The organism is Bradyrhizobium sp. NAS80.1, from assembly GCF_001908205.1.
Classification (GTDB): Bacteria; Pseudomonadota; Alphaproteobacteria; order Rhizobiales; family Xanthobacteraceae; genus Bradyrhizobium.
The window spans coordinates 1-4092 of record NZ_LGHL01000359.1 but is presented as its reverse complement, the minus strand read 5'-3'; the positions used below and the strand labels follow the sequence as shown (position 1 = coordinate 4092).

Below are 4092 nucleotides of genomic sequence, written 5' to 3'. Positions count from 1 at the left end.
GGTAGCAATCCCGGCGAGGATTTGATTGGTGAGAAGATCCACGACCCCGTTCCTCAATAGCCCAGATACGATCTGCGGACGTCGTCATTGCTCGCGATATCGGCCGCTCGCCCCGACATCACGATCCGTCCAGTTTCGATCACGTAGGCTTGGTCGGCGAGCTCCAATGCGAGCTGAGCGTTCTGCTCAGCCACCAGAATGGTGACCTTGTCCTCACGGTTGATCTTTCCGAGTATCTTGAACAGCTCACGCACGATCATTGGCGCAAGACCAAACGATGGCTCATCCAGCAGCATTAGCCGCGGACGCAGCATCAACGCGCGAGCGACCGCCAGCATCTGCTGTTCGCCGCCAGAGAGCGTACCAGCCTGCTGAGTGTGCCGCACCTTAAGTACGGGAAAATAGGCGTACATGCGCTCGATGTCCGAAGCCACACCGCTCTTGTCCTGGCGGATGATCGCACCGAGGTGGAGGTTTTCCTCCACCGTCATGCTCATAAAGGTGCCCCTGCCCTGCGGCACATGAGCGATACCTGGACGGACGATGTTTTCGGTCGAGCGATTGCTCAGCGGTCTTCCATCAAATTCGATCGAACAGTCGATCGCACCATGTTACAGATCGCGCGCAGGGTCGTGGTCTTGCCGGCGCCATTGGCACCAAGCAGCGTTGTCAGGCTGCCTTCCTCGAGGGCGAGATCGAGACCGTAAAGCGCCTGGACTTGTCCGTAGTGGGCTCGCAGATCTCTCACATTGAGCATTACCATCACTGATCCTTGCTCCCGAGATAGGCCTTGATGACATCCGGGTTCGATTGGACCTGGGCCGGCGTTCCCTCCGCCAGCTTGCGGCCAAAATTCAGCGCGACCATGTGATCAGCGATCGACATCACTAACCCCATATGATGTTCGACCAGCAGGATGGTCATATTGCGCTCGTTGCGAATCCGGCGCACGAGCTCACCGAGCACGTAGACCTCCTCATGATTGAGGCCGCCAGCTGGCTCGTCGAGTAGGAGAATCTTCGGATCGGCAGCCAATGCGCGTGCCAACTCGACGCGTTTCTGTGTGCCAAACGGCAGGCCGGAAACCGCGAGATGAGCGACGGCATCAAGGTCGAGATATCCGATGATCTCGTGAACACGTTTGTTGAGCACCGCCTCGCCGCGACGAACCCAAGGCATCCTCAGCGCGTCGCTGATGATGTCGCCTTTACTACGAACGTGAGCGCCGATCCTGACGTTATCGAACACTGAAAGGGTCGGGAACAGGGCAACGTTCTGGAATGTGCGACCGATGCCGATCTCGGCAATGCGGTGCGGCCGACGGGTTAGAATACTCTTCTTCCAGCAGAATGTCGCCGGCGCTCGGCTGATAGAGCCGACTGAGACAATTGAAAAGCGTGGTCTTTCCGGCACCGTTCGGTCCGATCAGGCCCAGGATTTGGCCCTCGTGCATGTCGAACGAAATGCCATTCAGGGCGGTGATGCCGCCAAACGAGACGCTGACGTCGCGAACGGCGAGCAGCGAAGCCGCGTCATCGCACTCCATCTACATAGCTTGCCGAACCGGAATGGACATGCGAATGCGATTTCCGATCGCAACGATAAAGGCTACCTGATCCCTTCGACCACGTGTGCAACGTTTCCTCCAACATTCGATTTATTTTCTTGTTTATTTATCTGGGCACCGCTCCGATTGGAGCTTCGATTCTCACCACCTCCAACGAGAACAGCGTGATCGCGTCGCGCAATCTGATCAGCGGCAAGTGCCCACCGACAAATTAGGATCATGGGAGTAGGCGTCGTCGCCAGCAGAGCGACAGAGTTTTCTGTGTATCATCTCTCACCGTCCGAAACGGTCGTCCGTCTTGTGCTGAACCAATCGTTGGATCGCCTTCGACAGCGAACGCAATCGTGAATTCTTTTTGACTATGAGCTACGCTAGGGACGCGATCTACAACTTTTGCTTCTGTCTCTTCACTTTCACAGTTGTGAAATTCAGACCATCGCTGCTCGACGCGTTGGAGACGGCTTGAAACTGCCGGAGAACATGTCCGCCGACGGTACTGCCGAGAACATCGATGATCAAGAATGCTCACTCAAACCGGTACGAGTGGCTTCAACCTACTCGGCGAAGCCAGAAGACCCGTTGAGCGTCAGCACCTTCTCCGTCCGGGGATTCACGCTCGATCGATGCGACGGCCTCATTGATCGCTGAGCGCTGCCGGCAGACGATCATGATCCGAGACTTGCGCGGCGCGAAGTACCGCTGCGGCGCCGATACCAACGCCGTCACCGCTGATAACGGCGACCCAGGTCGTCTCCTGAACTTCAAGAACAAAGGTCAAAGCTTGCCTGTAGACCAGGTGGCGGAAGACGATCCCAACATGGGAGCGGGCAAGTCCCATGAATTTTGAATGCCTTCGATCGAGGCGGGCGGACGAACACGACACATGTCCTGCAGAGCGCGGGCAAGGGGATATGTATGACGCACGACCGCACCGCCGACTTTCCTGGGCTTAAGATCGTCTATCGGGAGGCTGGCAACGCCAATCATCCCACGATCCTGCTCCTCCACGGCTTTCCTGCATCTTCATTCATGTTTCGCGAGCTGATCGATCAGCTTGCCGATCAGTTTCATCTCGTCGCGCCGGACTATGCGGGCTTCGACTACAGCTCGGCACCGTCGAGCAAGGAGTTTTTCTTACACCTTCGACCACCCGGCCCACATTGTGGAGAAGTTCACGGACAAACTCGGACTCAAAACATACGCTACATGAATGACTTCGGTGGGCCGGTCGGATTCCGCCTCCCGGCGACCCGAAAAGGTCTCGTTCCTGATCGTCCAGAACGCGAACGCGCACGACGAGAGCTTGCCGGACAGTTTCTGGGCGCCGGCGAAGGCGCTGTGGAGTGATCGCTGCCCGGAGAACTTCCAGAAGATTCGCGAAGCGGCCATTTCGCACGGGGCGCTCGAGTGGAGCCATACGCACGGAGTCAAGGATGTCTCGAAGATCAGTCCCGATAGCTGGGTGCTCCAGAAGGCTCTGGTAAACCACCCGGGCAACAAGGAGATCATGCTCGATCTTCTCTATGACTACCGCAGCAATCCGGGCCTCTACCCCGAGTGAGCACGACTATTTTCGCAAGCATCAGCCGCCAACGCTCATCGTGTGGGGACAGAATGACGTCGTTTTTCCGGCGCCCGGCGCCCATCCGTATCAGAGGGACCTGCAGTGATCCGGCGCTGCAGCAGGAGGTGTTCGGCCTGGTGCTGCCGATCATGGCTTATATCGATCTCGGCGGGCTGTGGATGTTCGGTAATCATCTGACGTGGACGCCTTTGCGGATCCAGCAGCTGATCGGCGATAAAAGGTGGAGGTTTGAATGTGTCGGACATGGCGCTTCGCGAGGCAGCGTCGGCGGGCGACCACGCATCGCGCAGACTGACGCTATCGTGCCCCGCTAGACGTCGGCCGGCGCCGCCCCATAGGCCGTTTCGGCGGAGGACATCCGCGCGAGCAACCGGGCCGTCTCGCGGATCAAGTCATCCATAAGCTCCGTTGCGTCGCGCCGGTGGATCAGGGGCGCGCCCTGCCCGGCCTGCATCGAGATCAGGTCGCTCCGCCCCTGCTCGATCGCCGCCTTGCGCAGTGTACCGCTGAGCCAGTTGCGAACAGGAAAAGGCGGCAGATCGGCGACGTGCGGGGCCATTTCGTCCATGAAACGATTTCGTAAGCTGCGCGCCAGGCGGCCGCTGAACACGCGACTGAGCGCGGTGTCGCGGGGACCGGTGGCAAGCATGGCTTCCTTGTGGACCGCCGGCGCACCGGACTCGTCACAGGCGAGGAAGGCTGTCCCGATCTGCACGGCATCCGCCCCAAGCGCCAGCGCCGCCGCAACACCCCGCGCATCGGCAATGCCACCCGCCGCGATCACGGGGATGCGCACGGAATCGACTACTTGCGGCACGAGTGCCAGCGTGCCCGTAAGGCATTCTTCGGCCTCTTGCAGGAATGAGGGGCGATGCCCGCCAGCCTCGAAGCCGGTGGCCACGACCGCATCGAGTCCGGCCGCCTCGACAGCGCGCGCCTC

Annotated in this window: 6 protein-coding genes and 2 pseudogenes; 5 read left to right on the top strand and 3 right to left on the bottom strand. The window is 59.4% G+C overall.

The window, feature by feature from the left end; translation table 11 throughout:
• Positions 1-53 precede the first annotated feature (53 nt).
• Together AC629_RS43410 and AC629_RS43405 are read right to left on the bottom strand one after the other, a co-directional pair.
• Positions 54-766, bottom strand: a pseudogene (locus AC629_RS43410) (ABC transporter ATP-binding protein).
• Positions 763-1546, bottom strand: a pseudogene (locus tag AC629_RS43405) (ABC transporter ATP-binding protein). The pseudogenes AC629_RS43410 and AC629_RS43405 overlap by 4 nt, the downstream one beginning before the upstream one ends.
• A gap of 483 nt (positions 1547-2029) precedes the next feature.
• On the opposite strand from AC629_RS43405, the gene AC629_RS43400 reads away from it, so the two are divergent.
• The 5 genes from AC629_RS43400 (at position 2030) to AC629_RS43385 (ending at position 3466) form a co-directional block, all read left to right on the top strand.
• The gene (locus tag AC629_RS43400; protein ID WP_084810720.1) at positions 2030-2215 is read left to right on the top strand and encodes a hypothetical protein; all 186 of its coding nucleotides are present in this window, start codon (positions 2030-2032) and stop codon (positions 2213-2215) included.
• Complete coding sequence (locus tag AC629_RS43395) at positions 2205-2414, top strand: hypothetical protein (protein WP_084810719.1); 210 nt, start codon at positions 2205-2207, stop codon at positions 2412-2414. The genes AC629_RS43400 and AC629_RS43395 overlap by 11 nt, the downstream gene beginning before the upstream one ends.
• A gap of 68 nt (positions 2415-2482) precedes the next feature.
• A complete protein-coding gene (locus AC629_RS49645) occupies positions 2483-2914 on the top strand; it encodes an alpha/beta fold hydrolase (RefSeq protein WP_245332196.1) in 432 nt (143 codons plus the stop codon).
• Positions 2871-3128: a hypothetical protein gene (locus AC629_RS49640; protein WP_245332195.1), complete on the top strand. Its 258-nt coding sequence runs from the start codon at positions 2871-2873 to the stop codon at positions 3126-3128. Before AC629_RS49645 ends, AC629_RS49640 begins: the two co-directional genes overlap by 44 nt.
• Positions 3129-3181: 53 nt before the next feature.
• Entirely contained in the window at positions 3182-3466 is a 285-nt protein-coding gene (locus tag AC629_RS43385) for a hypothetical protein (protein ID WP_143199919.1), read from the top strand.
• On the opposite strand, the gene AC629_RS43380 is transcribed toward AC629_RS43385, so the two are convergent.
• A partial coding sequence (locus AC629_RS43380; RefSeq protein ID WP_210419227.1) for an NAD(P)H-dependent flavin oxidoreductase occupies positions 3463-4092 on the bottom strand: 630 nt, incomplete at its 5' end. The genes AC629_RS43385 and AC629_RS43380 overlap by 4 nt on opposite strands.